The organism is Catenovulum agarivorans YM01 (assembly GCF_000281085.1).
GTDB lineage: Bacteria > Pseudomonadota > Gammaproteobacteria > Enterobacterales > Alteromonadaceae > Catenovulum > Catenovulum agarivorans.
Genome location: NZ_JH767534.1, coordinates 35,487 through 61,817, shown reverse-complemented (window position 1 = coordinate 61,817; position 26,331 = coordinate 35,487). Strand labels below are relative to the sequence as shown.

At 39.0% G+C, this 26,331-nt stretch carries 25 protein-coding genes; 10 read left to right on the top strand and 15 right to left on the bottom strand.

Going from position 1 to position 26,331, the window contains the following annotated elements:
* Nucleotides 1-168: 168 nt before the first annotated feature.
* From WSC_RS0116630 to tatA, 7 genes are all read right to left on the bottom strand, one after another.
* Nucleotides 169-1,548, bottom strand: coding sequence for a hypothetical protein (locus tag WSC_RS0116630; RefSeq protein ID WP_016957081.1), 1,380 nt, complete (start codon nucleotides 1,546-1,548; stop codon nucleotides 169-171).
* Nucleotides 1,549-1,759: 211 nt separating this feature from the next.
* Nucleotides 1,760-2,758, bottom strand: a complete 999-nt coding sequence (gene hemB, locus WSC_RS0116625) for a porphobilinogen synthase (protein WP_016957080.1) — start codon at nucleotides 2,756-2,758, stop codon at nucleotides 1,760-1,762.
* A gap of 24 nt (nucleotides 2,759-2,782) precedes the next feature.
* Complete coding sequence (locus tag WSC_RS24930; protein ID WP_157447325.1) at nucleotides 2,783-3,595, bottom strand: GGDEF domain-containing protein; 813 nt, start codon at nucleotides 3,593-3,595, stop codon at nucleotides 2,783-2,785.
* Nucleotides 3,596-4,131: 536 nt separating this feature from the next.
* Entirely contained in the window at nucleotides 4,132-4,947 is an 816-nt protein-coding gene (locus WSC_RS0116615) for a TatD family hydrolase (RefSeq protein WP_016957078.1), read from the bottom strand.
* Nucleotides 4,948-4,949: 2 nt separating this feature from the next.
* Nucleotides 4,950-5,705 (bottom strand): twin-arginine translocase subunit TatC, encoded by a 756-nt coding sequence (gene tatC / locus WSC_RS0116610; protein WP_016957077.1) that lies wholly within the window; start codon nucleotides 5,703-5,705, stop codon nucleotides 4,950-4,952.
* A gap of 2 nt (nucleotides 5,706-5,707) precedes the next feature.
* Complete coding sequence (gene tatB, locus WSC_RS0116605; RefSeq protein ID WP_016957076.1) at nucleotides 5,708-6,073, bottom strand: Sec-independent protein translocase protein TatB; 366 nt, start codon at nucleotides 6,071-6,073, stop codon at nucleotides 5,708-5,710.
* A gap of 1 nt (nucleotide 6,074) precedes the next feature.
* Nucleotides 6,075-6,338 carry a Sec-independent protein translocase subunit TatA gene (tatA, locus tag WSC_RS0116600; protein ID WP_016957075.1) on the bottom strand — a complete coding sequence of 88 codons (264 nt, stop codon included), beginning with the start codon at nucleotides 6,336-6,338 and terminating at the stop codon, nucleotides 6,075-6,077.
* A gap of 145 nt (nucleotides 6,339-6,483) precedes the next feature.
* On the opposite strand from tatA, the gene WSC_RS0116595 reads away from it, so the two are divergent.
* From WSC_RS0116595 to WSC_RS0116585, 3 genes are read left to right on the top strand one after another with little or no spacing between them, the layout of a single operon-like run.
* Complete coding sequence (locus tag WSC_RS0116595; protein ID WP_157447324.1) at nucleotides 6,484-7,383, top strand: hypothetical protein; 900 nt, start codon at nucleotides 6,484-6,486, stop codon at nucleotides 7,381-7,383.
* A gap of 45 nt (nucleotides 7,384-7,428) precedes the next feature.
* The gene (locus tag WSC_RS0116590; RefSeq protein ID WP_026016907.1) at nucleotides 7,429-7,626 is read left to right on the top strand and encodes a YqaE/Pmp3 family membrane protein; all 198 of its coding nucleotides are present in this window, start codon (nucleotides 7,429-7,431) and stop codon (nucleotides 7,624-7,626) included.
* A gap of 11 nt (nucleotides 7,627-7,637) precedes the next feature.
* Entirely contained in the window at nucleotides 7,638-8,285 is a 648-nt protein-coding gene (locus tag WSC_RS0116585) for a DUF2959 domain-containing protein (RefSeq protein ID WP_016957072.1), read from the top strand.
* Between the two features lie 57 nt (nucleotides 8,286-8,342).
* Here WSC_RS0116585 and WSC_RS0116580 read toward each other — a convergent pair whose 3' ends face one another.
* Genes WSC_RS0116580 through WSC_RS0116565 form a run of 4 tightly spaced genes read right to left on the bottom strand, consistent with a single transcriptional unit; the run spans nucleotide 8,343 to nucleotide 13,232 of the window.
* Nucleotides 8,343-10,004, bottom strand: coding sequence for a porin family protein (locus tag WSC_RS0116580; RefSeq protein WP_016957071.1), 1,662 nt, complete (start codon nucleotides 10,002-10,004; stop codon nucleotides 8,343-8,345).
* Nucleotides 9,982-10,914 carry an XrtA-associated tyrosine autokinase gene (locus WSC_RS0116575; RefSeq protein WP_016957070.1) on the bottom strand — a complete coding sequence of 311 codons (933 nt, stop codon included), beginning with the start codon at nucleotides 10,912-10,914 and terminating at the stop codon, nucleotides 9,982-9,984. Before WSC_RS0116575 ends, WSC_RS0116580 begins: the two co-directional genes overlap by 23 nt.
* On the bottom strand, nucleotides 10,914-12,536 hold the full coding sequence (locus WSC_RS0116570; RefSeq protein ID WP_016957069.1) for an XrtA system polysaccharide chain length determinant: 1,623 nt from the start codon (nucleotides 12,534-12,536) through the stop codon (nucleotides 10,914-10,916). The genes WSC_RS0116575 and WSC_RS0116570 overlap by 1 nt, the downstream gene beginning before the upstream one ends.
* A 60-nt stretch (nucleotides 12,537-12,596) precedes the next feature.
* On the bottom strand, nucleotides 12,597-13,232 hold the full coding sequence (locus WSC_RS0116565) for an XrtA/PEP-CTERM system exopolysaccharide export protein (protein WP_016957068.1): 636 nt from the start codon (nucleotides 13,230-13,232) through the stop codon (nucleotides 12,597-12,599).
* Between the two features lie 284 nt (nucleotides 13,233-13,516).
* On the opposite strand from WSC_RS0116565, the gene WSC_RS0116560 reads away from it, so the two are divergent.
* Genes WSC_RS0116560 through WSC_RS0116545 form a run of 4 tightly spaced genes read left to right on the top strand, consistent with a single transcriptional unit; the run spans nucleotide 13,517 to nucleotide 18,140 of the window.
* A complete protein-coding gene (locus WSC_RS0116560) occupies nucleotides 13,517-14,932 on the top strand; it encodes a TIGR03013 family XrtA/PEP-CTERM system glycosyltransferase (RefSeq protein ID WP_016957067.1) in 1,416 nt (471 codons plus the stop codon).
* 56 nt (nucleotides 14,933-14,988) lie between these two features.
* On the top strand, nucleotides 14,989-15,798 hold the full coding sequence (locus tag WSC_RS0116555) for an XrtA system polysaccharide deacetylase (RefSeq protein ID WP_040394939.1): 810 nt from the start codon (nucleotides 14,989-14,991) through the stop codon (nucleotides 15,796-15,798).
* A gap of 13 nt (nucleotides 15,799-15,811) precedes the next feature.
* The gene (gene xrtA, locus WSC_RS23165; RefSeq protein ID WP_016957065.1) at nucleotides 15,812-17,305 is read left to right on the top strand and encodes an exosortase A; all 1,494 of its coding nucleotides are present in this window, start codon (nucleotides 15,812-15,814) and stop codon (nucleotides 17,303-17,305) included.
* Entirely contained in the window at nucleotides 17,298-18,140 is an 843-nt protein-coding gene (locus WSC_RS0116545) for an FkbM family methyltransferase (protein ID WP_016957064.1), read from the top strand. The genes xrtA and WSC_RS0116545 overlap by 8 nt, the downstream gene beginning before the upstream one ends.
* Here WSC_RS0116545 and WSC_RS23160 read toward each other — a convergent pair.
* The 3 genes from WSC_RS23160 to WSC_RS0116530 all read right to left on the bottom strand — a co-directional run bounded on the left by WSC_RS23160 (nucleotide 18,137) and on the right by WSC_RS0116530 (nucleotide 21,020).
* The gene (locus WSC_RS23160) at nucleotides 18,137-19,057 is read right to left on the bottom strand and encodes a right-handed parallel beta-helix repeat-containing protein (RefSeq protein WP_169315484.1); all 921 of its coding nucleotides are present in this window, start codon (nucleotides 19,055-19,057) and stop codon (nucleotides 18,137-18,139) included. The genes WSC_RS0116545 and WSC_RS23160 overlap by 4 nt on opposite strands.
* A gap of 167 nt (nucleotides 19,058-19,224) precedes the next feature.
* The gene (locus WSC_RS0116535) at nucleotides 19,225-19,809 is read right to left on the bottom strand and encodes an acyltransferase (protein ID WP_016957062.1); all 585 of its coding nucleotides are present in this window, start codon (nucleotides 19,807-19,809) and stop codon (nucleotides 19,225-19,227) included.
* Nucleotides 19,806-21,020, bottom strand: a complete 1,215-nt coding sequence (locus WSC_RS0116530; RefSeq protein WP_016957061.1) for a TIGR03087 family PEP-CTERM/XrtA system glycosyltransferase — start codon at nucleotides 21,018-21,020, stop codon at nucleotides 19,806-19,808. The genes WSC_RS0116535 and WSC_RS0116530 overlap by 4 nt, the downstream gene beginning before the upstream one ends.
* Nucleotides 21,021-21,273: 253 nt before the next feature.
* Between WSC_RS0116530 and WSC_RS0116520 the strand changes: the two genes are divergently transcribed.
* Genes WSC_RS0116520 through WSC_RS0116510 form a run of 3 tightly spaced genes read left to right on the top strand, consistent with a single transcriptional unit; the run spans nucleotide 21,274 to nucleotide 24,777 of the window.
* Nucleotides 21,274-22,572: a DUF5935 domain-containing protein gene (locus WSC_RS0116520; RefSeq protein WP_016957059.1), complete on the top strand. Its 1,299-nt coding sequence runs from the start codon at nucleotides 21,274-21,276 to the stop codon at nucleotides 22,570-22,572.
* Nucleotides 22,544-23,731, top strand: coding sequence for a glycosyltransferase family 4 protein (locus WSC_RS0116515; RefSeq protein WP_082196203.1), 1,188 nt, complete (start codon nucleotides 22,544-22,546; stop codon nucleotides 23,729-23,731). The genes WSC_RS0116520 and WSC_RS0116515 overlap by 29 nt, the downstream gene beginning before the upstream one ends.
* Nucleotides 23,732-23,733: 2 nt before the next feature.
* The gene (locus WSC_RS0116510; RefSeq protein WP_016957057.1) at nucleotides 23,734-24,777 is read left to right on the top strand and encodes a polysaccharide pyruvyl transferase family protein; all 1,044 of its coding nucleotides are present in this window, start codon (nucleotides 23,734-23,736) and stop codon (nucleotides 24,775-24,777) included.
* A gap of 81 nt (nucleotides 24,778-24,858) precedes the next feature.
* Here WSC_RS0116510 and WSC_RS0116505 read toward each other — a convergent pair whose 3' ends face one another.
* Nucleotides 24,859-26,310 carry an oligosaccharide flippase family protein gene (locus tag WSC_RS0116505; RefSeq protein WP_026016904.1) on the bottom strand — a complete coding sequence of 484 codons (1,452 nt, stop codon included), beginning with the start codon at nucleotides 26,308-26,310 and terminating at the stop codon, nucleotides 24,859-24,861.
* Between the last annotated feature and the right edge of the window lie 21 nt (nucleotides 26,311-26,331).

Genomic DNA, 26,331 nt, shown 5'->3' with positions numbered 1-26,331 from the left:
AATTGTCTCCGCTAATTACACGTTTCCCTCAAGTCAAATGAGTTTAACTGTAATTAACTACTAAAAATTTTTTTACGATTATAACGGATAATTACGTTTGTTGAAGCGAGAATTGTCTATCAACGAGTGTTGCCTTTGATTTAGCACAACACTCGTTATTTTTACTTGTTACATTGCCAACAAACGAATAGTACTTGGGCTACCCTGTACTGGCGTGTCAGTGTCTTGCGTTGGTTCAGCAATTAACACCCAATCGCCTGTGTTACCATCTGTACCAAATTTAACACCTAATTGCTGTGACACAACTTTTGGGGCACCTTTACCATCATCAATCGCAACATAAATATCGTAAGTGTTTGACGGTATTGCCATGCGCGCAACATCACCAAGTTCACGCTGTGTTAAACGATAGGCTGTTGTTTCGAAATTTGCATTTGGTGAAACAAAATATAAGTCTACTTCGTCATCACCTTGGTTGTTTAACAAATTAACAAAAGTAATTTGATGGTTAGTTGTGTCAGGGCGACTGGTATTGGTGAACGCAACATCGTCTAACACGCCATCTTCATCACGATAAAAAACAACTGTTCTGTCAACGCCGCTCGCAAAAGAATACAAGGCTTTAATGATGTTTGAACCTTCTAAACTAACACTATAAGAGCCAGGTTCAATTTCATTCGATGTCGCGGCCAATGCGTCAGCAGCAACATTAGTGTACTCAATTTTTTGACCGTCTAATGCCCCGCCTTCTAAAGTTAGCGTGTTACCGTCAAAGGTTTCAGCACTGTTATACACTCTAAAATAAGATTTTAGATCCGGATTTTTATATTCTGTTACCGCATTAGATGAATCTGGTAAATAGACCAAGGTCAAGTTGTCTTGATTATTTAACTGAGTATCCACTAGCGCAAAATAAAACTGCGAACTACCGAATGTAACACCAGCAGAAGTATATAAAAGGTTTTCAGCGCTATCTTCTACAGTAAAATAGTAGTTATCTGTGTCTAGCATTTCGGTGACACTATTACCAAACTCAAGCGTCAAGGTTTTAGCTATATCACCATTGTCTTTATCTATCACATCTACAGTCAAAGTTTGCGAGAACTTTTGTGCTAAATGCATTAAATTGAACTCAAACTTCTCATCATCTAAGTCGTTGGAGTTAATAATATTGTAAGTAAACAACAACGGCGTATCACCATTATCACCATCTAAAGTGCCAACAGAAACTAGGTAGTTGCGTTTATCTTTAGCTAGGTTTAAATCTGCTGAGTACAAGGTTGTAGTTACATCGTCAGACTCGTCTACTTTAAGTTCAATTGTATTTGTACCTGACTCAACCGAAAGTCTTGATGATTTCCCTTGATATGCAACTGAGGCTTGAAGGCTCTCGTCATGATATAACTTAGTAACAGCAGTATTGGCTGATAAGTTGTAGTAAGTTAGGTAACTAGTTGTGTTGGAGTTATTTGAATCACTGCTACCACATCCTGCTAGCAACACAGCGCTACCCAATAGCGCAGACCATCCAACGTTTTTAATATTCATGAGCACCCCTTTAGTCACTCTTATAAATTCTTTTAAATCCTGTCTGAAAAATCAAACTAACGCACAACAAATACAACAGGCCGTTGCAATTAGCCCGCTATGATAGACGGATTCAACGCAACTTTAAATAACATTCTAAGTTCAGGCGTTAATTATTGAGCATTTGCTGTGTTGTTTGTTTCGGTATGAGACTCAATGGTGTTTAATTAGTTCACTCGTTTAACCAAGTAACCACATCTTTTGCAAAGTAAGTCAGTATGCCATCAGCACCTGCACGTTTAAATGCAAGTAACGATTCTAAAACACATTTTTTTTCATCTAACCAAGCTTGTGCAAAAGCAGCTTTATGCATAGCGTATTCGCCAGAGACTTGATAGGCAAATGTCGGTACTTTAAATTCATCTTTAACTCGGCGCACTATATCTAAATATGGCATACCAGGTTTGACCATCACCATGTCTGCACCTTCCTGTAGATCTAGCGCAACTTCGTGTAAAGCTTCATCACTGTTTGCCGGATCCATTTGATAATTCTTTTTATCCGCACCTTTTAAATTACCCGCCGAGCCCACGGCATCTCTAAACGGTCCATAATAGGCTGATGCATATTTTGCAGCGTACGACATAATACGCGTATTGGCATACCCTTGGCTTTCTAATGCTTGTCGGATCGCTAAAATGCGCCCATCCATCATATCAGACGGGGCGACGACATCAGCCCCTGCTTCTGCGTGCGATAAAGCTTGTTTAACCAAGATATCCGTAGTGATGTCATTTAATACGTAACCAGAATCGTCAATAATGCCGTCTTGGCCGTGAATGGTAAATGGGTCAAGCGCAACATCCGTGATCACTCCTAATTCAGGAAATTCACTTTTGATCGCTCGGACAGTTTTTTGCGCCAAACCATCCTCTGCATAAGCTTCTTCAGCCATTAACGACTTTTTTTCAACCGGAGTGACCGGGAATAAAGCGACCGCAGGCAAACCGAACGTTACCAAAGGCGCCAATTCTTTCAAAAGTAGGTCTATTGATTTACGTTCCACCCCAGGCATGGAAGGCACAGCTTCGGTTCTGTCTTTGCCTTCAACAACAAATACCGGATAAATGAGATCATTAACCGTTAGCTGGTTTTCAGCCATTAAGCGTCGACTAAAATCGTCGGCTCGCATGCGGCGTTTGCGGTTCAATGGAAAGTTTCCAGTTAACATTAAGGGCTCCATTCGACTCTGAAATTAATTTAATAAGGGCTTAACACTGCTGTTAGTGGCTAGTATTTGACTAAGCTCGTTCGATTGACACACTTGATTTCGGCCTGATTGTTTAGCTTGATAAAGTGCTTTATCGGCTAACGCAATTAAATCGGTTGATTGTGTTTCGTGTAAAATTTGTTGCGAATGCACACCAAGGCTAGCGGTTACTTGAATATCCTGACCTTCAGCGGCACAAACAGATAGTTCGATTTGTTCCCGCAAATGGTTCGCGACTTGTAATACGCCTGGCAAAGGCGTATTCGGCAGTATAATGGCAAATTCCTCACCACCATATCGACACAACGCATCGGTCGAGCGCGGCAATAATTTTTTACATAGCGATGCGATATGTTGAATAACTTGGTCGCCAACTAAATGGCCATGCTTATCGTTAATCGACTTAAAATGGTCGATATCCAACATGATCAGCCCAAGCTCAGTTTGCTCTCTACGACCTCGCCTAATTTCAGCTTGAATCCGCTGGTCAAAATAACGCCTGTTACGAACTCCGGTTAGTGCATCTAAAGTGTTTAATTGCTCAAGCTCTCTATTTTTATCTTGTAGCTCTCTGAGCGTGACTTCAAGTTCAAAATTGCGTTCGCGCACATCTGACTCCAACATTTCGTATGCGTCTTGTTGGTTTGCTAATTCTGTTTGCAATTTAAATGACTTATCTCGGTAATCGTCGGCCAAACTCTGTAATTGAACTAAACATTGTTGTTGGTTGTTTACATACCTAAAGATAACTAGATATTGGCCAACAAACATGGTAGCTGCAACCATTAATAAAGCCATAAATTGGCTATAAACACTTACCAAGGCTGCACACAACCAAACACTCGGCACCAAACAGAGTAAAAATTTTACCCTGTTGGTGATAGCAGCTTTAATACTTAACCACAGATTGAAAACTAAAGTTGATAGTGCAATTACAGCTAAAGGAATAAGGTGAAGCCAATTTGCGATTAAATCAACAGTACATAAAACAGCTGTTAACAGCGAAAGTCCGAAACATATAATCGTCAAGTAGATGACGCTTGTTTTTGGGTTCAATAGCCACTTGCTCAACCAAAGTTGCGTACAGGCAAAACTAAACAAGCCAAGCACCAGTGCAAAATAAATCAGGTAATGTAATATTTTAGATTGCAATGGCGCCGAATTGATAACAATAAGCGCAAACAAACTAAGGCAAAAACCTGCGCCTTGCGCCATAGTAAGTGCAGATACTCGATTGCGAATTGCTGAGTGCTGAATACTAGCCATTATTGTAATAGCTAATGCCACACCAACTAACCACAGTATCTGAGAACCTGAAATGACCATTATTCTCTCTATTTATAGTTATTATTAATTTGGAAGAAGCGTAAGCTATTTTGACGCGTTTGAGAAGCGAGTTGGGCAAAACTTATCCCAAGCTGCTGCGCGATAAACTCACAGATATCGACTAAATAACTTGGCTGATTGCGTCGGCTTTTGTTTTTTTTCTGAATATGCCGTGGGATCAAGTACGGTGCATCCGTTTCTATTAATAGGCGATCAGCTGGTATGTTGGCTAACAAAGGTAACAAATGTTGCCCTCTACGTTCATCACACACCCAACCTGTTATGCCTATATAACAGCCCATTTCGATATAGGTCTGCAGTTCTTGCGCTTCACCTGTAAAACAATGCACAACAGTTTTAGAAAAGTCGCTAATATGCTGCTGTAGTAATTGGACAAAATCTGCATGGGCATCACGCTGATGCAGAAAAAGCGGCGCGTGCAACTGCTCAGCAAGCTGCAACTGCTGCACAAACACTAGACGTTGAATGTCTCTAGGTGAAAAGTCGCGATTGTAATCTAACCCACATTCACCAATTGCAACCACTCGACTGTTTTGCTGGTAAACTCTCTGTAGAAAGTCGATATGCTCAGGCAAAAATTCTTTTGCATCATGTGGGTGGCAACCAGCAGTGGCGTACAAGTTAGGAAACTCTGCTAACAACTCAATGGCGTTTTGCGTTTCTTTGACATTGGTAGATGTAATAACAATATTTTCCACGCCGACACGAGCTGCACTTTCAACTAATGCGGCTCTATCTTTGTCGAACTGACTACTGGTTAAATTGACACCAATATCAAATAATTTGACTGCAGATGAATGCAAAGTTAGCTACCTTCCTCTTTGGCATCATCTGTATCCTTGGTTGCTTCAGGTTTGTAATAAAGCTTGGAACATATCAAGCCAAACTCAAATAAGAACCACATTGGAATAGCTAACAAAGTTTGTGAGACAACATCAGGGGGTGTTAATAACATACCAACAACAAACACGCCGACTACAACAAAGCGACGTTTTTCAGCAATTGCTGCAGGAGTTGAAATCCCCGCCCAAACCATCAGGATTATGGCAATAGGAATTTCAAACGCGACACCAAATGCAAAAAACAGTTTGAGTACAAAATCTAGATAACTATTTATGTCGGTCGATACAGTGACACCGTCTGGCGCTGAGCCGACAAAAAACGGAAATGCCAGTGGAAAAACAACAAAATACGCGAATGCCATGCCACCATAAAACAACAAAGATGAGCTAAATAATAACGGCGCTATAAGTTTTTTTTCATGCTGATATAGTGCTGGCGCAATAAATGCCCAAATGTGGTAGAGCGCAAACGGCATGGCCGCAAAAATTGACAAAACCATAGTCAATTTAAACGGCGTTAAAAATGGAGTCGCAACGCCCGTTGCAATCATGTTGGTATTTTCTGGCAAAGCATTTAACAAAGGCTGGGCAATCCAAGAATAGATATCATTTGCAAAACCAACCATAGCAACAAATACAATCAACACTGCTAGAACAATTTTTAGCAGCCGATTTCTCAATTCGATTAAATGGGCAATTAGAGGTTGTGATTCACTCATGATTAGTCGTTTTTCTTGTTGTTTTCAACTGAAGGTTCAGCAGTTGGCGAAGTTGAGTTGTTTGGCTGAGTTGCCTCTTTATGAATTGAGTTCACTTCGCGCGCAGCGGCTTCAAGTTCAGCAATTGCGTTACGCTCCCCTTCATTCAAATTACTCATGCCCTTTTGTTCAGCTTGTTTGAGCTGTTGATGTAATTCGCTAACCCTCAACTCATGGTTAAGCTCAGCTTTTAAATTATTGGCTGTTTGGCGAACGTTTCGCATGACAGAAGCCACACTGCGCACAGCGCCTGGCAATTTGTCTGGGCCAAGCACGACCAAAGCAACTATGCCAATGAGGATTAATTCCCAAAAACCAATATCCAACATATTAATCTACTTTTTGTTTGTCTGTAGTTGTATTGGCTGAAGGTGTTGCAGTCGATTGTTTTTCTTCTATTTTTGTTTGCTCTTTTTTCTCTGTAATATCAGTTTCTTCTTTCGTGTTTTGCTCTTCCCCTTTATATTCGTCTTTAAAACCTTTGATAGCTGCACCTAAATCGCTGCCTAAGTTTTTTAATTTTTTTGTACCAAACAATAAAACGACTATGATTAATACTATGAGTAATTGCCAAATACTGATACCACCTAACATTATAGACTCCTGGGGTTTGTTTTTTGTAAGCGAGGAAAAACACTAGATGTTATCCGTAGGTCGCTTGACGGTTAAAATTTTTGCTTATCTTAATGTAACTCGGCTGTCTTTACCACTAAGAATCATTTTGATATCTGTGCTTTTTTTGACGCGACAGCAAGCTTGGGCAAATCCCGCAGCCATTGAACAACAACCTAGTTGGTACGATGAAGTACAAGAAGATGTATCCGACACAATTACCACAACCGCTAATTGGTTTGACGGTTTTTTTGGTCAAGACAAATTAGACAAAGATAGAGCAAGTGCCTCTGCAAAACTTAGATTAGGTTATGTGCCAATTGAACGCGACTTTGCGCGCTTTGAACACCAGTTTCGTCTGCGCGCCCGCCTGCCCAATTTAGAAGATAAATGGGACGTTATTGTTTCAGACTACAACGACTCGAATGAATCGCAAGAATCCGAGCGAGTGATAAATGAAACTCAAGGCCAGCAGAAAAAAGAAGATTTAAGTGTTGCGGTTCGTTATATTCACTCACAAGACAATAGAAATTTTATTTCGACACGTGTTGGTTTTGCCAAAGGCGCAGATATATATATACGAACCCGCTATCGCCGGCAATTTTCGCTGGCAGATAAACTCAGCCTAGAAACCGAACCGGCTATTTACTACTACATTTCGCATGGCTATGGCGCACGTTTCGACTTTAAGATTGATTACCAATCTTCCGAAGTTAGCTTATGGCGACAAGATAATAGTTGGGAATATATTCAAGATGAAGAGCATCCTGAATGGCGACACAATTTACTTTTTTATCACCAACTCAACAATCAATCCGCTTTGATCAGTGGCATTTTTGCCCACGGTCAAATCATAGATGGTTATAAATTAGAAAATAAAGGTATCTTTGCCCGCTATCGTGCACAAGCGCTCCGCGACTGGTTTTACTTTGAAATAGAACCATTTATTCATTACCCAGATTTTCGCGATCATGCCCACACACCTGGCATTGCGTTACGTGTGGAAATTAATTTTCAACAGCAATAACAATCAGCTAAACTAACAGCAAATATATTTTGAGGTCCAAAAACTATGATGTATTTACTCGCAATTTTATTGCCGCCCGTCGCAGTGTTACTCCTTGGACGACCTATGCTCGCTGTATTGAATTTGGTTTTATGTTGCTTCTTTTATGTACCTGGCATAGTTCACGCTTTGTTTATGGTACACAGCTCTAAAAATGACAAGCGCCACAAAGAGTTAATGAACGCAGTTAGTAACAAAGATTAGGAGCACTATACATGGCTGTAAAACAAAAATTCGTTGTAGCATTGCTAATCATTGGGTTGTGTGCATGCCAAAGCGCTTATTATTCAGCGATGGAAAAAGTTGGCTACCATAAGCGTGATATTCTGGTTGATCGTGTTGAAGGTGTACAACAGGCACAACAAGACGCTCAAGAAGAATTTAAGTCGGCACTTGAGCAGTTTCAAAGTGTTGTGCAATTTGATGGCGGTGAACTGCAAGCCCGCTACGAACAACTAAATGATGAATATCAAGCCAGTAAAGAAGCAGCGGAAGCGGTATCAGAGCATATAGATAAAGTTGAACAAGTTGCAGAAGACTTATTTGATGAATGGCAAAATGAACTAGAGCAATATTCAAGTGCTCGGCTCCGCTCACAAAGTGCCACTAAGTTAGCCAAAACTAAAGCTAGATATAAAACCTTGTTAAGGACAATGCGCCAATCTGAAAAAAAGATGCAGCCATTTTTATCGGCCTTACAAGACAATGTTTTGTTCTTAAAACATAACTTAAATGCTCAAGCGATAGGTTCACTTAAAGGTGAGTTGGCTGGCATTGAAAAAGATGTTGCAGCTATTATTCGCGAAATCGATAGATCAATTAAAGAGTCAGAGAAATTTATCAATAGCTTAAATGCAGGTTAAATGTACAAGAGGCAAGAAAAGAAATAGATAATACCTCTATTTCTTTTCGTGTTGTTTTTAATTAAAAGTATAAATTAAACCAAGCTGTACACGTTTATCTGTGTAAGCCTGTCGAGATCTATTGCTATCGCGCTCACTGATACTGGCAGTTAGATTTAGCGAAGATGATCGTGCCGAAGTCAATTTGACCTCCCACATTTTATTGTCTTCAACTCTATCTGTTTCTGCACCGTTTGAGTCTAAATAAGTATTGCGACTTAACGAGTTGTTTAGAATTAAACTGGTTTTCGGCGATATGGCGTAAGCAGCCGAAGCACTATACCCCGTGGTTTTCCTATTTAAATTGCCACCAATGCCTTGAGAATCTTCCAATGATACCCGCTCAGAGAAATTAACACCAAAAGACAGCTTGAGTTTACGCTGATTGTCATAAGCTATACTTAGTTGGCCAGTTTCAAAACGGCTAACTACATCAACTAGCTCAATATCACGACCAAATACACTAACTTGCTGCTCACCCGGTGCTGGTTGATAATTTAAGTCTTCAGAAAGATAACAGTCTTCAATATTCAATGCATCACTTGGACAGATAAACGAACCAACTTGATTACTGACAAAATTGTTGCGTGATTGAATGTCTACACCTTCATTATAGGATACTTGGGTACGGACAAATCGGCTAGCTTGAGTTAAGTTAAAACCATATTGCTCACCAAACTGATTTCTATCAGCACTAAACAACATTTGTGTACGAGAAGATAATATCCAATTAAACTCACCACCAATGAAATTGCGACTTTCTTGCTCTCCAGCTTGCGATCTATAAGCTAAAACGCTCAAGTAGCTCTGTTTCGCAAAACTCCAGCGTAAACCAGCACCATACTGCTCATAGGTTAAACCATCAGACAAAGCTTGATCATCTGCTATCTTATTTTTGTTAATAGATGCATTGGTAGTGATAGCTATATCCGAAAAAATAGGTACAGTTAATACGCCACTGAAAGTTGAGTTACGGTAATTACTTGTTTGCGCACGATCAGATTCAGCAGCCTGCATATATATATTCCAATTCACTTGGCTATTTGCAGGGCTACTCGCAGCGAACCCAGCTGAAGCACTTTTGGTATCGTAACGAGCAACACCTTGTGAACCAAACTCTGCTAAGTCGATATCATCATCAGCTTTACTGCGTTGCAGTTGTACATTACCACGTACTTGCAACATGTTACTGTTGCCGGTTGATAAGTTTAAACCTAAATTTGAGTTAGTAACCCCAACGAGTTGTTCGCTACCAAAAACGCTATCATTAAAAACACCAGATTGAGAACTGGCAGAGCGGAAACTTTTATTAACAGAGCTATTTAGGGTTAAAAAATTATCAATCAAAAATGCCTGCGCTTGCAATCCATAAGTAACAAATGAACTATCATGCGTTTCTTGCTTACTATGCGTGGTTTTTTCCGCTACAAAATTAGTCGCGAGCTGTAATTTTTTACTATCGTATGCACCTGAAAAACTTGGTGATACTTTGTAAACCGACTCAGATACATCCGGCTGAATTGTCTCATCAACAAAATCAACTGATAAGTTGTAATAATCTGCAGTTACAGTGGGTGTAAAGGTTAAATCACCCGCCACGACAAGGCTAGGGCTCAATAGAGCAGGTAAAACCAAATGCAAACTTTGGTGTAATTTTTTACTCATGGTTTGCATAAGCATAGGCGTATCCATATCCTGTAATGCCAGTATTTTTCTTAGTTTTATTTACGACAAAACCAATAGCTTTATCTTTATCAAGTTGCTCTATTGCTTGTTTTAACCCTTGAATTTTCGTCGACTCCTCTTCAACAACAACCAATACTTGTCCGGCCAAATTAGCCAGTACAACGGTTTCGTTAATGCCTAATAAAGGCGGAGCATCCATTACCACAACTCGGTCAGGGTAACGACTGACAAACTCGTGCGCAAGCTGAGCCATACGCTCACTCGCTAACAACTCGGTTGATAAATGACTTGATTTCCCCGCTGGGATAAAGCGCAAATTTTCTATGTTAGTTCGATAAATAATGTCACGAACATCATCGACCTCTCCCAACAAATAATCCATCAAACCTTGTTCAACTTTGTCTTGCACTCCAAGCTTTTTACTAACCGAAGGTTTTAAAACATCTGCGTCAACTAAAAGTACGGTTTTATCTTGTTCAAGCGCTATGCTCAAGGCTAAATTTATAGAGGTAAAAGACTTGCCTTCTTGTGGCGAAGTACTGGTAATCGCAACTAAATTTGCAGCATCTAAAGTATTAGATAAAGGGCCAAAAGCGTTGGCAAGTACTTTGCGTTTAATTGCTCTAAGCTCTTCATTTATTAATTTCCTTTTACTGCTTAAAGATACATAACCATCTTGGTCTAGAGACTCTAAAGGTAAAACTAACTCCTCGCCAAAATGTTTACCATCCATATCATCTTTAGTTGTTTCAGATGCTTGAATTTGCGGTGGTGGCTCAACGGCAGTTGCAGACATAGCAACAGAAGTATTGTCTTGCACTCGCTCAGTTGGACTCTTTCCTTGTAAATTTTGGGCTTGTTGCTTTTCTTTTTGTTTAGCTAACGCTTTTTCAATAGTACTCATTAAATTAGCCCTCCTAACTTCTCGCTGACAAATGAGAACAGCTTGCTAACAAACTCAATATTTAACTGATGGCCTGTAATAGCGAGCAGCATAAAACCAGCAAAGCCCACTAGAATAAACGCATTTGAAACCCAAAAAACCATCAGTTTTTTATTCTCGATACGTCGCAATTGTTGATAATTAACATGCGAGATTGTACCGAACACTGGCAAACCGGTAATTTTTGTAAGTTGTTGGGCTCGAATAATCACAGGATTTATCTGACTGGTTAAAAACGCAAGTGCAATGCCAGCTCCAAAACCAACTAACAACACAAGAACATTAAAAATAACTCTTGGTGGGCCACTTGGCGATAAAGGTACACGAGGTGGCTCAATTACTCGAAACTGCACATCGTCAGACTGTAAATCCGCTTGTTTCGACATCAGTACAGATTCTCGACGTACCAACAACTCATCGTATTTTTTCTTAGTTATGCCATAATCACGGTTTAACCCCGCCATTTCTGCTTCAATTTGTGGAATTAAATCCATCTTATCTTGTAGCGCTAGAATTTTCTCTTCGGTGTTTTGCTTTCTAACATTAAGTGATGCTAGTTCATTTTTTAATGTCTGCATGGTAATAACCATTTCTTGGCCAACTCGCCCTTGTACATTAGCGACATCACCATCCGAACCTAATAGTGCTTTTTGATATTCTTCAATTTCTTTATCTCTTTGAGCTTGCAAACGTTGCAACATAGAGCGCGCTTCAATTACATCAGGGTGGCGAGCAGTATAACGAATTAATAAATCATCTAATTTAGTTTGCAAACTTTCAATTCGAGCATCATATTGAGTTTCTAACACACTAGTAGAAGAAGATGCTGCCGATGCAGCACTTTTTTGCGATGCTGATAATGCAGCTTGCACTTGGTCTAAACGAGACTGCGCTTCTTGAATTTGTAAATTAGTTGCTTCTAGTTGAGATTTTAATGATGATAATTGTCCATAAACCCCACCGGTAGACTGCACAACCACATCAGCATGGCGCCTTTTGAAATCAGACAAACGCGTTTCAGCTGCAGCAAGGCGTTTTTCGTATTCAGATATTTGTGAATCTAAAAATTTAGTTGCTGTATCTGAGTCTTGTCGATTTGACCCTAGAGTCGATTCAACAAACAAAGTTAATGTCTCTTCAACTACCCGTTTAGCAACCTGTGGGTTAGAGTGTTCAAAATCTATGGTATAGATATTTTCTCGGCCTGCTGCCCTAAACTTTATCCCTCGCTTAAGCATGCCAATTAAACTTTCATATTGCGCTTCAGTTTTAGCATTGATATCTAAGTCAGTATTACGTGCGATTTTTTCCAAGTTGGGGCGGGATAACAAGGTTTTAGTCATCAATTGCAATTCTTGGTCGATATTTGTTTGTAAAGCCAAACCACGTAACAAAGGCTGTAGAATTGAACGGGTGTCCGCAAAAACCTTAGCGTTAGATTGATATACATCCTGTAAGTTTGCTACATATAACCACGCAATCGGGCAAATTAACCAAGTGGTTAAAATAATAAAACGTTTTTTTATCCAAATCCCTTTTAGATAGCCTAATATTTCATCAATAGTCTGTTGAAGATTGTCCATTAGTTACAATAACTCTTATCTAATTATCTGTTGTTATTTTTACGCTCGTATAAACTTGGGTTAGAACCAAGCTTCAGGAATAATCACGATATCACCAGGCAACAAATCGACGTTGGCACTAATATCACCATCGTTGATCAAACTTTCAATTTGAATGTTGTAGGTCTGTTGCTGACCAGATACAACCCGAATCAACTTTGCCCCATCGCCATCAGCAAACTGAGTTAAACCGCCCACTTGCACCATCAAATCGAGCAAAGTCATGTTTTCTCTATAGTTAATTGCTTGTGGCGCAGAAGCCTCGCCAATAACACGAACCTGTTCACTGTATGGGCCGACAAAACCGCCAACACTCACAGTTACGATAGGGTCTTTAATATAAGTCCCCAATATTTGCTCTATGTTTCGTGCCAATTCAGTTGGAGTTTTACCCGATACATCAATATCTTCAACTAAAGACGTAGTAATTTTACCGTCAGGTCTAACAACAAAAGAGCCTGAAATTTCAGGGTTACGCCAAACAAAAATATTTAGCGAGTCGCCAGGGCCGATTAAATATTTATAGTCTGTGATATCTGTCGTTTTTGAAGCGTGAATTGTTGCCTGCGGTAGCTGATTGGTAGCACATCCAGCTAAGCTGAATACTGTCGCCAACACGGCAATTTTTAACATCTGATTAGTTTTGATAAGCTGCATTGTTGTTTATTCCTTTGGCTTTTTTTGTTGCTCAACCTATCGAGGTCAATTGATTACTCCGACATCATAGAGCAAAGACAAATTAAATCAATCAAGCTTAGATTAAATTTCACTCAAGCAACTTGGAGATAATCCAACGCTTTCATATTGTTGTTACTTTATCATCATAGTATACTCGCCCAGAGTTAATTAAAGCATCTAATAATAATTACGCCTGAATGTGCCAAACGTTTTGTTGTCGACCGGCCGGGCAGTAGAATACTTAACGGAATACTATTATCACTATGGCTTATACTTACGCAGGGCACACTCACCAGAAAATCAAGCCGCTGATTGTGATCGAAACCACTATTTTGTGTATCGCTGGTTATCTTGGTTTATACGTAGCGTCATTTGCTGACTCGTTTGATGACTTTGCAACTTTGCAAGTTCACCTATCTAATGTATTAATTTTTGTCGCTTTTTCACAACTTTCGTTGCTCTCGGTCGGCCTATACGAACTACGTTTACGCGAATCTATCCGTGGTGTTATTCGCCGAATATTAGTTAGTGTAGGTATCGCCTACTTTTTGCACGACGGTGTTTTACTCAATTTAGCCCCTTCCTTAGAAGTAAACAGTTATTTTATTCCTGCAGCGGCTCTTATTGGCATTGTGTCTTTATCCATATTTCGCTATGTAATAATGGAAAACGAATGGTTTGGCTTTTCACGTAAAGATGTATTAATTATTGGCGCAGGTGAAAGAGCCTCTATTATTGAAAAAAGAATGCGTCGCCGAGCTGATAGACGAGGCATTAATTTAGTTGGTTTTGTGCCACTTGTTGGTGACAAATTTCATGGAATACAAAACGAAACTACAATTGAATTAGAACTGCAAGAAGAGTTGGAAAAGTTTGTTTTGGAAAACGACATCCAAGAAATCGTTATAGCATGTGATGAAAGACGCGATGCATTGCCGTTACAAGCTTTGTTTAATTTTAAAATTCGTGGTGTAGAAATCACCGATATATTGGACTTTATCGAACGTGAAACCGGCCAAGTTGCAGTTAACCTAATTTATCCGAGCTGGGTAATATATTCAAATGGCTTTAGAACGACCAATCACTTACGCGAATCACTAGACTATCTATTTAACGCCTTTATTGCTGTTATTGTATTTTTCTTTGCATGGCCGTTTATGCTCATTACAGCATTGCTTATATATCTAGAAGATGGACGCAAAACTGGCGCTTCAGTATTTTATAAACAAGAGCGTGTCGGTTTAGATGGCCGTGTTTTCAAAATCATAAAATTCCGCAGTATGCGCCCTGATGCAGAAAAAGGCGGTGCTCAATTTGCTCAGAAGAATGACGATAGAACAACTAAAATTGGTGGTTTTTTAAGAAAATACCGTGTGGATGAGTTACCCCAGTTGTTTAATGTATTTAAAGGCGAAATGGGTTTTGTTGGCCCAAGACCTGAGCGACCACAATTTGTCACCGACTTTATTAAACAAATTCCGTATTACAATCAACGCCACAACGTTAAACCTGGTTTAACAGGTTGGGCGCAACTAAAATACCCATATGGGTCGTCTAGTGAAGATACGATAGAAAAACTCAAGTTTGATTTGTACTACATCAAACACAGATCTATCTTATTCGACTTACTCATATTATTGCGTACAGTTGAAGTTATCTTATTTGGTAAAGGCCGTTAAACGTGTACAGTGTTGATAAAAAACAGCTTGAAAAGAAGTCGCCTATCATAAATGCGATGACTGTAGATGTAGAAGATTATTATCATGTTTCTGCATTTGAGAAACAGTTTACCCGTAACGATTGGGACAAGCTGCCACAACGTGTCGAGCACAACACCTACAGGCTATTAGATTTATTTGATTCACATAATTGTAAAGGCACCTTCTTTATTTTGGGTGCAGTTGGTGAACGCTACCCACAACTATTGCAAGACATTCATAACCGTGGTCATGAAGTAGCAAGTCACGGCTATGCACACAAGCGCGCAACAACACAAACACGAGAAGAATTTAAAGCTGATGTTGAACGCTCGAAAAAACATTTGGAAGATACCATAGGTCAGCAAGTGATTGGTTATCGTGCGCCAAGCTTTTCAATTGACGAAAGTAACGAGTGGGCATTTGAGGTATTAACTGAGTTAGGCTTTGAATATAGTTCAAGCACTTACCCTGTAAAACACGATTTATACGGAACGCCACACTGGCCAAGGTTCAAATATACAAGGCCTGAGGGCATTATTGAAATTCCAGTACCCACTTTAAAACTTGCAGGCAAACAAATACCTATAGGTGGTGGTGGCTATTTTCGTTTATACCCGACTATGGTTGCACACAAGTTAGTTGATAAGTATTTGGCTAAAGAACAACAGCCTTATTCATTTTATTTCCATCCTTGGGAAATAGACACTGAGCAACCGCGTGTAACCGACGCTCCCTTCAAGTCAAAATTTAGACATTATTTAAACATAAGTAAAATGGAAGGTCGATTGGCCACTTTGTTGGATAGATACCACTGGTCGACGATGCAACAAGTATACTTAAAATAGAACTGGATTTCGTATGCAGCTGACGCTAATAAATCGCAGGATAGATATAATTCTTTTGTTATCTGTCGTTACTTGGCTAATAGCGTTTAATCATGGATTCATCACTGCGTATAAAGTCTGGATTGTTTCTGATATTTTTAACCACTGTTTGTTTGTTCTGCCTATTAGTTTTTATTTAATTTGGCAAAAACGTACAGAACTGCAACAACAAAGTGTAACGCCGCAGTTCTATTGGTTAATTCTGCTCGTTCCTTGCATGTTAGTTTACATCTTTGGTTATGCTGGCGATATAGCACTACTGATGCACATGGCAACTTTCTCAGCCCTCCCGATAATACTTGTTTCTACCTTAGGCTTTAAAGCTAGCAAAGTTATCTTATTTCCGCTTGCGTTTATGCTGTTTGCTATACCAATTGGTGAGGAACTCATTCCGACTTTGCAACAAATCGCCGCAACTATAGCAATCTTTCTATTGAAGATAGTCGATATCCCCACCTACATAAATGGATTATACATAGAAATTCCACGTGGACGCTTTTTGGTTGCTGAAGCCTGCTCTGGCATTAGCTTTTTTATCGTCTCAATTGTGTTTGGCTGTTTGTTTGCGTATACCAGCTTCTATAGCTTTAAAAGAAAATTAGCTTTCGTAGTGATCTCTTTTATTGTGCCAATATTCGCTAACGGCATACGTGTATTCGGCATTATCTATGTTGCACATTTATCTGATATGCAATATGCAGCCGGCGCAGACCATTTGATCTACGGCTGGTTCTTCTATTGTTTAGTATTATTGCTGCTCATATTATTGGGCAATGCTATGCGCGATTCATTACCAACAGAAAACAAGCAAGTGGAAGCTCATACAACGGGTGCTGTATCTGAGCTGTCAGTTAAATCACAGAAAACAAACTATCACTTTGCTTTTGTTTGTGCACTACTATTAACACAATGGTTATGGCTAAGCTTAATTGATTCACCCAAACCAACTGCATTAAAAGTGCTAGATCTGTCTACTACGAAGGATCCTGAAACATTTTCAGCTAAACCCAAAATTGCTAATGCAGATAAAATCCAATTAACACACACAGATAACCATGGTGCAGCCGTTGAAGTATTTGTTGCTTATTACGCAGCCAATAGCCATGGCGAATTAGTCTCAGGTGTGCATAGACGCTATGACCCAACAGGCTGGAGTTTAAAGGCGTCTCAGTTAGTCCTACTCGACAAAGAGCAGCCATATACAGCTCGCTTGAGCGATATTACCAGCCCATATGGTAAGAATCGTTTATTGCTTGATATCTATGTAACACATCAGTACATAGGTAACTCAGCAGTTAAAAGCAAACTACTACAAACCTTGGATAAATTTATCGGTGCAGACGAACAAAGTCATCAATTGTTAGTTTCCGCTGAGTATGCTGACTTACAAGAAAAGCAGCGAGTTCAACAAGCTATTATCGCTAGTGCAGTTGACTTCGTCGTTCAACTACAAGACGTTTATGAATAGCCTTATTCAGTGGTTACAACTCAATGAAGTCAGAGGTAAATATGCAATTTACCGTTTAGGCTTAAAGCTAGGTATTGGCAGAAAGCTCATCCGACACAAAATCAAAGACAAGGATTTCTATGTGCCTTGGGATCAATGGTGTTTTTGGCTAGAATATGGGCCTGCAAATTATTATCCCGAAGATATCAAGCCATTGGCCGATGTCATCCTGCAGTTTAAAGGTTCAAGCTGTTTGTTAGATTTAGGCGCAGATATTGGAACCGTAAGTGCACAACTCGATAGCCAGAGCCCACTGGATAAAATAATTGCATTAGAGCCTAACCCTAATTCATTTAAGATTTTACAAAAAAATGCCGAATCTATTGGTTTTCTGCCGCTAAATTTAGCAATTTCCGATTTTAATGGTTTGGTTAACTTAAACTTTAACACCGGTTTGGGTTCAGATCACGAAGGCTATATCGACAAAAATGTCCCAGGCTCAACTCAAGTTGTGACAATTGATCATTTGTATTCAGCTTATGCTCTATACGAGTACAAAAACATTGTGATTAAAATTGATGTTGAAGGACAAGAAGTTGCAGCCTTAGCTGGAGCTAAAAGCCTATTAAAACAATGTGAAAATGTGGTGATTATGGTTGAAATACACCCAGATGTACTTAAACGCGAAAACATCACTGCTGAAGATATTTTCATAGAAGCCGAAAAACATCGTGAATTTACTTGGTTTGTTCCAAGTCAATCGAACCAAGTAATTGACCGTAACACGCCATTTTTTAAGCAGTTTACGACACATCAATATGATGTTATTGGAATTGCAGCCCCTATTACCACCTAATGCAACCTAGACGCTAACCTAGCTTTTAGTGGATGTTGTTGAACAAATTGCCAAAGCTGTTGTTGGAAATAATCTTCATCATCTAACTGCTTATTATCAATTAATTGAGCCGAACCAAAATCTCTTTGTTTAATTCTTTTATTCGTTACATTATTGCTGATTAAATTTTTATCTAAGCTCCTGTATCTATATTCGATTGCATTTGCATAACCAGAGTTGAGGTAAACAAAATTCTCTATAACTTTTGTATTCGTTGAACTCTCAAGGACAATACCAACATCAGCAAAGGGTCTTTGAGTCCTTGAGTAATGACCATGGTAAATAAAATTATTACGAATTTCTCCACCATAATGTTTGCTTTTAGCCATACCAAATCCAATTCCACGATCTGAATCGACAATCAAATTGCCAATGACTCGTGTACCAATGGAATTACTCCAAAAATGGATTGCATGCTCAGCAATGTGCTTGGCTGGACTGGCAATATCAAAAAAAGCATTGTCTTTTATCAGCCAGTTTTTCGCTGTATGAACATCAATACCACCAATATACCAATTTGGACCTATACCTTGAGTATACTCAAAGATAGTACGCTCAATGATGCCGAAATCACTGGTAATTTTGCCACTGCGATCTTTGGATACTTTAAATAACTGCTCATAAGCATCTTGCAGGATACAATCTGCCATATAGAAATAGTCAGCATTTTGTTCACCTGCAACTTGAACCAGATGATTGCCAGTGCCTCGTAATGTTATTCCAACAATACTTACGAAACTAGCAGATACCCAAACTAAGTTATCTACAATCTTAGTTTCCTTCATACCTTTTCCACGCAGTATCACCTTAGTGGGATCATTGGATAGAGAGCTAATCCGAGTGTTATCACTAGAAATGACAAGCGTTTTGTCCAACAAATACTCACCATCCTCCAAACAAATATGATTAGTTTTATTTGACGCTAAATTCGTAAGCTCACTATAGAGTTGTTGGCTAGTACTAACAACTTTACACTCAGCACTTATTACCTCTGAGCAAAAAAACATAGTTAACCAGGTAAAGCTAAATATGTGGGGAAAAAAATTCATTGTCGTTGCCGAATCACTTTAGCCGGATTACCGACAGCAATTGAGTAATCTGGAATATCTTTTGTCACCACAGAGCCTGCGCCGATAATACACTTTTTACCTATATTTGCTGTGATGATTGAACCATTGCCTATCCAACTATCCTCACCAATTGTTACTTGTGAAAAAGTACCTCCTTGCTCACGAATTGGCGTGTCTAAATCATCAAAATTGTGCTGACCTTTACCGCTTAGTACATGCACGCCACTACCTAACAAACAATCTTTTTCAATAATACAAGCACCTATATTGCACTGTGGTCCAATATATACACCTGAACCTATACTGGTTTTTTGCTGAGAAAATAATGTCGCAAAGGATACTACAACTCTAGGGTGGCAATTTTGCATCACAAAACGATAAAAATTCGCCCGCGCATAATTGCCAAGTTGGCCGGGCAGCATGCTATAAAACTGCGCAAAGGCACTAAATACACCATTACTTTTGCCAAACACCAAGCAGATTACAAAATATAAAATTAGTAATGGTGCATTAATAAGTATGAATATTAGGTCAACACAGTTTTTTATTAGTGATTTCATGCCACAGACTCCTTATTCAGCACAATATTTAACGCTGATAGCTTACTCTCCCACGCATACTCAGCTTGCATCAAATCCACTGCGTTAGTGCCTAAACCTTGCGCGAGGGCCCCCTCATTTATCAAACGAAGAACTGCATTCGCAAAATCATCGGCTTCATCCGCGACTAATAAATGTTGCCCATCTTGACAGTTTATCCCTTCTGCCCCCATAGAGGTTGCAACCGTAGGCAAACCGCAAGCAAAAGCTTGTAAAACTTTATTTTGCACACCTCTAGCAATACGAAAAGGTGCAACAAAAACATGCGCTTGGTTGTAATACGGCATAATATCATCAACAAAACCAGTGACTTCAATGCCTTGGAATTTTGTTAGTTCTTTAACCTTAGCTGTCGGGCGCATACCCGCAATGATAAATTTTGCATTAGAGCACTCTGCAATAATTTTTGGCCATACCTGCTCAACAAACCAGACAACAGCATCTACATTCGGTGCATAGTCCATCACCCCGGTAAATAACAAATTACAGCCTTGCGGTTTATCTGCCAGCAGTACAGGTTTAAACTCTGAGAAATCAATGCCATTGCCAATCGCAATACTGGTATTTTGACTATTTAACTGTTTGCCAAACAAGGTCACTTCTTGATTTGAGACAAAAAAACACTGGTCAAAATATTCATGGATACGATTCTCGTATTTGGAAAGTAGCTTTGCTTCACGCTGATATACCCAGCTCATAGGAAATTTAGATTTAGCCGCATACTGGCGCCACTTATCTGAATCTAAATCCATAAAATCCATCAACAGCATAAACTTGTCGCGCTTTTTTTGCACCATAGGACTTTTGAAGACATATTCAGCGACACTTGATGCTGTACATAATATGCAATCGAATTGCGCTGTTGCTAACAAACTGTCCACTTGTACCTGCAAAGCTTTGCCATAAAAATTTGCAACACTTAAACACTGATTAGCTAACAGACCAGTTAGCAGTTTTAGTTTTCGGTTGCCAATATCCACCAGCTCAACCTTAACATTCAGTTTCTGCTGCAATTTTTGTCCATCTTGCAGATCACTAGTACTTTCGGTAGGGGCAACCACAGTCACACTATGACCTTGGTTCACCAAATATTCTATTTGATAGTAGCTACGAAGTTTTTCACCTTTGTTGGGTGGGTAAGGCAAACGTTGGGCTATTATTATAATTTTCAAAGTCTTTTCTTTATTTTTAAAACCGATTGAGGTACTTTACATCAAAAGAAATTAAATAAAAAATATTGCCCCCTTATTAAACAAATCTTTTAACGTTGGAAAACTCCAAAAAATAAACGTAAATTGTTATATGGGACAACTATTTAAGAGCTAGCATAATGGATATTGGTGTCGATTCAGGGGCTTTATTAATTCATGTGTTTGTAATCGTTTATGTCATTCGCAGTTTCCTCTTAGACGAGGATCAAGATAAATGATTACAGACTTGTTTTACACTGTTATAATATGCCTTATGATTTGGTTTGGCTGGTCCAGGCCTTGCGTTGCGCTAGCTGCGGTATTGTGGGTCGATACAGTAAAGCCACAGAACACTTCTTTTTCATTCCTCAGTGGAAAACCGTTGTCTCTAATCTTAACGGCGTTTTTTTTCTTTACACTAATTGTAAACGCTAAAAAACTCAAGAGAGTTGACAACAAGCTATTTTATATTTTATTTCTGGCATTCATGGTTTGGGTGACCCTATCCCACCTAAACGCACAACATCCCACTATGTCAGCTATCAAGTACGATGTTGTAATCAAGACTTTGTTCTTAATGTTTTTCATACCCTTTACTATTTCAAGTAGAAAGGATTTTGAATATGTATTATCAATCTTATTCATGGCTTCCACTCTATTTATAACAATAGCAGGGGTTAAATCCGCTATGGGTGGGGGCGGCTATGGTGTTTCTTTAATTGGGCTTCAGGGATCCGGTTTCATGTACTCCGAGGGCAGTATGCTTGCTACGTTAGCTGTTTGCGTAATCCCGCTCGCATTATACCTAGCAAATTATAGCTACCTGTCGGACAAGAAAATATTCAAATATTATTGTTATTTTGTGATTTTTTGCTCCTTGACGACCCAAATTGGCACACAAGCGAGAACAGGGCTAGTGGTTTTGGGAATCTACCTGCTCCTTCACTTGTACTACACACATCAAAAACTAAAAGGAATAGCTTTTTTGTTAATACTGGGCTTGGTTGGCTCACAATTTGTGACCCAAGACTGGTTAGACAGAATGCAAACTATCGATGAAGGAACCACAACAGAAAAATCTGCCGTGGGCCGAATTGTTGTTTGGCGATGGACATTTGACTATGTAGCAAATAAGCCAATTCTAGGAGGCGGGTTTTATGCGTATTTAGACAATGCGGGAAAGCTCGATCAATACGGCACGGAAGGTGAGGTTATAATTTCACAAAGAGGAGCTAAAGCCTACCATAATATTTATATAGAGGTTTTAGCTGAAACAGGCTACGGTGGCCTATTAATATTTCTTTTGATAATAGCCCACACTTTAATTTTAAATACTAAGAAATACCCACATCAAGAAGCTTGGGAAACTCATTCTTCAAGTGCTTTGAAAACGTTCACTTTACTCTATTGTGCTGGTGGGATGTTCATAAATGTTGCCTTTTATCCATGGCTTTACATTCTTTATACTATTTCAATCGCTAAAGACAATTTGATAAAATTAAAAAATGATGAAAACCAAAAGAATAGCCATTGATGCAAGGTTTGTCCTACGTAAACAAAGGGGCATGCCTCTTTATACCTTTATGCTTTGTAAGTTATTACCAAAAATCTTATCTGAACATCAATTTATTATTCTGATAAATAAAGGGTTTGAACACAATGATAGCCCACAAAACTATCAGATTAGGCTTGACGAAATATGTCAATCAAATAATGTCACTTTAATCAATGCTGATGCTGAAGATGAAATAAGTTGGGAACAAACCATATTACCTAAATTGTTGACTCAACATGCCATTGATTTAATACATATGCCAGGCAACCGTGTTTGTTTAAACACAGATGTCAAACAACTAGTTACATTCCATGATGCGATGGAGTGGACAAGTTTAAATATGTTCTCGCCTGCTATTTTTAAAAAAGGCCTTCGAGATGCCATCTACAGCATCAGGATGAAGTTATATAAGCACGCTATTTATGCTAAGGGTTCTAAAAAAGCAGACCATATACTGACTATCTCACAATACGCGGCCAATTCTTTAACCAAGTGTTTTAATCACATTAAAGACAAAATTGATTTTGTTTACCACGGTATTCCCGAGGGCTTTGAAAATAATGAGCAAGCAGTAACGCCACAAGATAAGCGCAAAGGCATACTAATGCTAGGTGGCGATAGTTATCAGAAAAACCCAGAGAATATGATCCGGGCCTGGGCAATGTTATCTGCGCCATTACGTGAGCAATACCCATTAACTATATCTGGGTTCACCGGTGGTGATGATTCGATCTTAATGAAAACCCTAGTTGCCTGTGGGGTAAAAGATGAAGTAAAAATTCACGGCTGGGTAACTCATGAGCAATTGATCGATTTTTTTGCAAACAGCACCCTGTTACTTTTTGCATCACGTGAAGAAGGTTTCGGTTTTCCTCTATTGCAAGCAATGAGCTTAGGCACTCCTGTTATTTGCTCCAACGCTGGTGTATTAAAAGAGATAGGTCAAAATGCAGTTTTATCAGCTGATGCAGAAGACTATAAAGCGCTTAGTAACAATATTGAACTAGCCCTCACGGCCCCTGCAATATGGCAAAACTTGCAGGATAATGCTGTTAGGCGAGCCAAAGATTTTAGCTGGCAGATTACCGGTGATAAGATCGCAAAGGTTTATAACAAATTATTAATGGAAGATGTGTAAAAATGAAGTTACCTTCTTTTCTCCAGTGGCGATATGACTTATACCTGTCAGAGCATATTGATTTGTATGGCTCGTTACCATTTTACATCAGACAAAAGCTCAATAATGCCAAGCAAATTGAGAATGCCAAGGTTGCTTACATTTATGCAAATAAACGAAATGTTGGCGATTATATTTCGTTTTTAGGGATAAAAAGTTTAGTTAAACAACCTGGTGCTGAATTATTTTGCTCACCCGTATGGAAAAAACACTTTGATAAAAGCATTGCCGAGATTAAACAAAATAACCCTAGTTGCATACTCGTTATAGGCGGTGGTGGTTTATTACAGCCAGTATTTAAGCCTTTTTGGGATACAGTGTTAGCTTCCGGTTTAAGATATGTCCTGTTTGGCATAGGTATCAATAAAATGGCTGGTCGACCTGAATTCGATGATGACTACCTTGCTCAAATAATCAATCAAGCTCAGTTAATTGGTGTTAGAGACACTTATACCGAACAACAAATTCAAAAGGTTGCGCCAAGGGATATTCATATGGGTATCTGCCCTTCAGTGGGCTATGTAAATGAGCTTTATAAAGGAAATTCAGGTCAAACCAACACCCTACTCCATATGTATCATCCATCAGACCTTCGCCTAAAAGGTGTGGAACTCGATGACTTAAGGGTGTCTATGAAACAACTAGCGGATAAAATGGGCCTAGAATATCAAGAACACTCAAATATGACTTCCGATCATCAAGGTATGCTATTGAAGCTATCTAAAGCTAAGGTTGTGGTCAGTTCTCGTTTACATGGATGTATCATGTCCTATTCGACAGGTGTGCCTTTTGTGCCACTTTATTGCGATGAAAAGATTAAGTCTTTTGTCCAAACTCATACCCAGGTATCAGGTGTTGAACCACAACAAATGAAAGATATCGAGTTAGCAGTTTCTGTCACTGAAAAAGCCATTTCAACTCACAGTGAACAACAACCAAAGATTGAGCAACAAGTGGCACACAACCAATCATTTGCTGCTCAAATAAATAATCTAATCAAAAATTAACATTGACACTGTTCTGGATAAAAAACGCTAAATTTCATTTAGCGTTTTTTAGCTTTCTAGCTAGATCAACTTTGATTTTGGTCAACTTTTTTTTAATTTAGCGTTTATTACTCGGCCAGCTAAGGCTATCACTTCTTTTAAGATCCTGTGCTTTTGGAAGATAAAGAGTAAAAATAAACATATAGCTAGATAACTAGCAAAGTAAATAATACTGCCGATAATTAAATGGCTAATGCCTTCCCCTTGTTTTAATTCAGATAAGTAAACCGAGATATAACATGCAAAAGCTAACTGACTACAGATAAATAGCAAACTAAAAATAGGCAAGTTAAATCGGTAGAAACAAAAGATGATTAAAATACCAAGTGTAAGAAATGCAAAGGCAATCCGATAAGCAACAAACTCGTCGATACTACCCGTGAAAAAGAACGCGAATAAACTCAGTAAAGCACTTAGCGTAACCATTTCATAGATAGATAATAACTTAACATCCCCATTAGCAATAAGCCCTTGCTGGACAAAAGTAGAAATGGCAAACGTTATAGTAAAAACAGATAGCAAAGGTAAAAGGTGTGAGAAAGCCAACCATTGCTCACCTAAAAATATTGAGACTAAGTCCTGATTAAACACATGTAGATAACCAATTACAGGTGTAATAGTGAATAACAAAATGGTTAAAACCATAACGATGTGCTCACCAATTTGATCACCTCTTCGTTTTATTTCAGAAAAGCTTGCTAAAAAAACATTGGAAACAGGGGAGATAATTTCTCGGCTCGGTAAATAAGATAGATTCCTCATTAAGCTAAATCCACCAAGCTGATCTGCACCATACAGCTTACTGACAAAAATGATATCAAACTCTGCTCTGATGTAACCCAAAATAGAACGAAGCAACATCCACAGCGAAAAGCTCATTTGATCTTTTAAACGGCTTAACGAAAACTTTATTGGATAAGGCGCGTAATAATGCGACAGCAAAGTCTTACAGGTATACGCGGCCAGAACGCCATAAATCATCGCCCAATACGTCAGCAAATGGAATGCCAAGGCAATGGTAACAGTAAAGCTAACAACTCGCTCAATCAATAAAATTTTAGAAATAATGCCATATTCAAGGTCCCGTCTATGCAAGAATAATTTAGGACTTCCAAAAGCGGATATCGGCAGAACCAATGCCATCACTCTGATCGCGGCTTCTGCTTCAGGAGCATTTAAAAAATCGGCCAGAACAGGTGCGGAGAAAAGTAAAGCAACAAATAAAACGAGTTTAGATAAGATTGATATAGTCCAAGCAGTTATAACATCTAATTCATCTAAAGATTTTTTTTGAATGATGTACTGCTGAGTTCCCCCTTCAGAGAGCGTGTCAAATAGGAATACCAGCATAGTTGCTATTGCCACAACACCAAAATCTTGTGGTGTGAGTAAGCGCGCTAAAATCAGCAGACTGATAATACCAATACCACGTTGAAATAAACGAACGACAAGAATCAATGTGGTACTACTGGCCACTCTTTTGGCTAAGCTCAACTGAAAATTCCCCTTTTAAAT

Bases quoted from the DNA above. Each gene is read 5' to 3' on its own strand.
- WSC_RS0116630 (WP_016957081.1), bottom strand. From the start codon at position 1,548: ATGAATATTAAAAACGTTGGATGGTCTGCGCTATTGGGTAGCGCTGTG.
- hemB (WP_016957080.1), bottom strand. From the start codon at position 2,758: ATGTTAACTGGAAACTTTCCATTGAACCGCAAACGCCGCATGCGAGCC.
- WSC_RS24930 (WP_157447325.1), bottom strand. From the start codon at position 3,595: ATGGCTTTATTAATGGTTGCAGCTACCATGTTTGTTGGCCAATATCTA.
- tatC (WP_016957077.1), bottom strand. From the start codon at position 5,705: ATGAGTGAATCACAACCTCTAATTGCCCATTTAATCGAATTGAGAAAT.
- tatB (WP_016957076.1), bottom strand. From the start codon at position 6,073: ATGTTGGATATTGGTTTTTGGGAATTAATCCTCATTGGCATAGTTGCT.
- tatA (WP_016957075.1), bottom strand. From the start codon at position 6,338: ATGTTAGGTGGTATCAGTATTTGGCAATTACTCATAGTATTAATCATA.
- WSC_RS0116590 (WP_026016907.1), top strand. From the start codon at position 7,429: ATGATGTATTTACTCGCAATTTTATTGCCGCCCGTCGCAGTGTTACTC.
- WSC_RS0116585 (WP_016957072.1), top strand. From the start codon at position 7,638: ATGGCTGTAAAACAAAAATTCGTTGTAGCATTGCTAATCATTGGGTTG.
- WSC_RS0116580 (WP_016957071.1), bottom strand. From the start codon at position 10,004: ATGCTTATGCAAACCATGAGTAAAAAATTACACCAAAGTTTGCATTTG.
- WSC_RS0116575 (WP_016957070.1), bottom strand. From the start codon at position 10,914: ATGAGTACTATTGAAAAAGCGTTAGCTAAACAAAAAGAAAAGCAACAA.
- WSC_RS0116570 (WP_016957069.1), bottom strand. From the start codon at position 12,536: ATGGACAATCTTCAACAGACTATTGATGAAATATTAGGCTATCTAAAA.
- WSC_RS0116565 (WP_016957068.1), bottom strand. From the start codon at position 13,232: ATGCAGCTTATCAAAACTAATCAGATGTTAAAAATTGCCGTGTTGGCG.
- WSC_RS0116560 (WP_016957067.1), top strand. From the start codon at position 13,517: ATGGCTTATACTTACGCAGGGCACACTCACCAGAAAATCAAGCCGCTG.
- WSC_RS0116555 (WP_040394939.1), top strand. From the start codon at position 14,989: ATGACTGTAGATGTAGAAGATTATTATCATGTTTCTGCATTTGAGAAA.
- xrtA (WP_016957065.1), top strand. From the start codon at position 15,812: ATGCAGCTGACGCTAATAAATCGCAGGATAGATATAATTCTTTTGTTA.
- WSC_RS0116545 (WP_016957064.1), top strand. From the start codon at position 17,298: ATGAATAGCCTTATTCAGTGGTTACAACTCAATGAAGTCAGAGGTAAA.
- WSC_RS0116535 (WP_016957062.1), bottom strand. From the start codon at position 19,809: ATGAAATCACTAATAAAAAACTGTGTTGACCTAATATTCATACTTATT.
- WSC_RS0116520 (WP_016957059.1), top strand. From the start codon at position 21,274: ATGATTACAGACTTGTTTTACACTGTTATAATATGCCTTATGATTTGG.
- WSC_RS0116515 (WP_082196203.1), top strand. From the start codon at position 22,544: ATGATGAAAACCAAAAGAATAGCCATTGATGCAAGGTTTGTCCTACGT.
- WSC_RS0116510 (WP_016957057.1), top strand. From the start codon at position 23,734: ATGAAGTTACCTTCTTTTCTCCAGTGGCGATATGACTTATACCTGTCA.